The 2,497-nt window shown below is 59.9% G+C and carries 2 protein-coding genes; both read right to left on the bottom strand.

Annotation, left to right across the window (positions count from 1 at the left end; genetic code table 11):
- Nucleotides 1-720: ABC transporter permease (locus tag EN884_RS32880; protein ID WP_164895310.1), on the bottom strand; the 720-nt coding region annotated here is incomplete at its 3' end.
- Nucleotides 717-2,243 (bottom strand): sugar ABC transporter ATP-binding protein, encoded by a 1,527-nt coding sequence (locus EN884_RS32875; protein WP_027035676.1) that lies wholly within the window; start codon nucleotides 2,241-2,243, stop codon nucleotides 717-719. The genes EN884_RS32875 and EN884_RS32880, both read right to left, overlap by 4 nt.
- Nucleotides 2,244-2,497 lie beyond the last annotated feature (254 nt).

The raw sequence follows: 2,497 nt of genomic DNA, 5'->3' as shown, positions 1-2,497 counted from the left end.
GCCGTAGAGCATGCCACCGATAACAAAGCTTAGAATTCGGACGCGTTTGACATTGATGCCTGACAGATGCGCAGCTGTTTCATCAGCCCCCACGACATAAAGGCCTGTGCCGAACGCCGTGCGTCGGCAAATCATCCAGAGAGCGACAACGCCCGCGACGAAGAGCCCCGAGATCGGGATCACGCCGAAAAGCACGTCGGTCAGATCATAGGAGATGAAATCCGCGACCGTACCTCCCGGCGCGTCGAGGATCACCAATGAAAGGCCCTGGCAGATGATCATCGTCGCCAGCGTGGCGGCGATCGACTGGAGACGCAGCACGGCGACCAGGAAACCGTTTACCAGGCCGACCACGCCTCCGATCGCCAGGCAGATGGCAAGGCTTTCGACTGCCCCCAACGGGCCGTCCAGCGGATAAGCCGCCATGATGACATTGGTTAGCGAGATGACGCCGGCGACGGAAAGGTCGAAGCCTCTGGACAGCACGATCAACGTCTGACCCGCCGCCGCGATCGCAAGGGGAACGGCATTGTTCGTCAGGTTGAGCACTGTGTCGGCGGTCAGCGCGGTAGGATCCCATATGGAATACAGGCCATACAGGATGATGTAGAGAACGATGATGATGCCGGTGCCGCTGGCCAGTAAGGCTTTTGCCCTTGCCGGCATTGACGGGGCGAGGCGGTGAGAGGTGGCTGCCGCCTTGGTTGCAAGAATGCTCATGCCGCGGCCTCGCGCTTTGATTTTGCGGGGTCTCGGGAATGACCGGTAAGGGCTGCGACCAGCGCACGCTCTTCGATGGCTTCGCCCGTGAACTGCTCGAAAATTCGTGCGCCGTAGAGCACCAGACAGCGGTCGGCCAGACGCGTCAGTTCTGTAAGTTCCGATGAATAGAGAAGCACCGATCCACCCCTGTCGGCAAAGGCCTGAATGGCCGCGTAGATAGCCTGCTTGGTGCCGACATCGACGCCTCGGGTCGGATCGTAGAGAAGCAATGTACGCGCGCCCGTAAACATCGCACGCGCAAGCAATGCCTTCTGCTGATTGCCTCCGGAGAGGTCGGCGATACGAAAATCGAGATAGCGAGGATTGAGTTCGACCCCTTCGGATGCCCGTGCGGCACTGTGCCGTTCCAGCGCGGGCCAGACAAAACCGGTCCGGCTGATGTTCTGGATGACGGGCAGCACGATGTTTGCTGCCGTCGACAGTGTCGAGAATATCCCTTCCACCTTGCGTTCTTCGGGAAGGAAGCTCAGTCCGGCCGCGATGGCATGACGTGGGCTTTTAGGTTGTACGGGCTTTCCCCCGACCAGGATTTGTCCCGACGTCGCTTTATCCAGGCCGACAAGGGTGCGGAAAAGTTCGCGCTGGCCTTGGCCTTCCAAAGCGGCGATGCCGACGATCTCGCCCTCTTTCACGTCGAGTGTGACGCCCTTGAGCTTTGCGCCGGTGACATTGTTCAGTTCGAGCGCGGAACGCGTCTCGCGAGCGAACGAGTGGGTGCGGCGCCCGTGCGCCATCTCCGTGCGGCCGACCATCAGCTCGAAAATATCGGCATCGCTGGCGTCCGATAGTCCGACGCTTGCCACGGAACGGCCGTTTCGCAGCACCGTTGCCTGCTTGCACAAGGTGCGCACCTCGGCCAGGCGGTGTGAAATATAGAGGACGGCGGTCCCGGCCGCAGTCGTGCTGCGAACCAGATCGAACAGCCATTCGACATCGGTCAATGCTGCCGTAGGCTCGTCAAGGATAAGAACCTTTTCGGCATAGTGCATGGCTCGGGCGATCTCGAGCCGCTGCCTGTGGGCGAGCGACAGGCTGGCGATGCCGGCGATCGGCGAGACGTCATCCAAACGATAGCGATGCAGGATTTCAGCTGCGGCTCGCGCTGTCTGGTAGGGAGAGACCAGGCCGAACGCCCCGCGCTTCATGGCGGGCAGCAGCAGCGCTTCGGCAACGGTCAAGTTGGGCGCGAGGCTCAATTCCTGGAAAGCCGTGGCCACGCCTGCTTGTCGCGCATGCAGGATCGAATGCGGCGCATAGACCGCACCGTCGAGACGCATCTGACCGCTGTTTGGCGCAATCACACCGCTGAGGATCTTGACCAGCGTGGATTTGCCGGCGCCGTTTTCGCCGAGCACCGCATGGACTTCGCCCGCCGCCAGATCCAGCGACACATTTTCCAATGCTGTGGTCGCGCCGTAGGATTTGGTAACGGCAACGGCCTGCAATCGTGGCGGCGACACACTCAACAGATTTCCTCCAAAACGCCCTCTTTCATCCCAAAACACGCAGTGAGAACGTTCTCTTTTTACTATTTCATCGAAATGCGCTGTGATCAACAGATCATCGACCCTTTAATTGCGGAACCGCATATCTTCCGATTTCATCCCGGGCTGCTGCCTTCAACGGCGGTTCAATGAGACCGCAATGATGATGATGGCTCCCTTGATGACCTCCTGGATGCTGGTCGATAGACCGAGCACGAGAAGACCAAATC

It is taken from the genome of Mesorhizobium sp. M7A.F.Ca.AU.001.01.1.1 (assembly GCF_004022735.1).
GTDB classification, from domain to species: Bacteria; Pseudomonadota; Alphaproteobacteria; order Rhizobiales; family Rhizobiaceae; genus Mesorhizobium; species Mesorhizobium ciceri.
The sequence above is the reverse complement of the archived record's forward strand: the minus strand, read 5'-3'. Positions and strand labels throughout refer to the sequence as shown.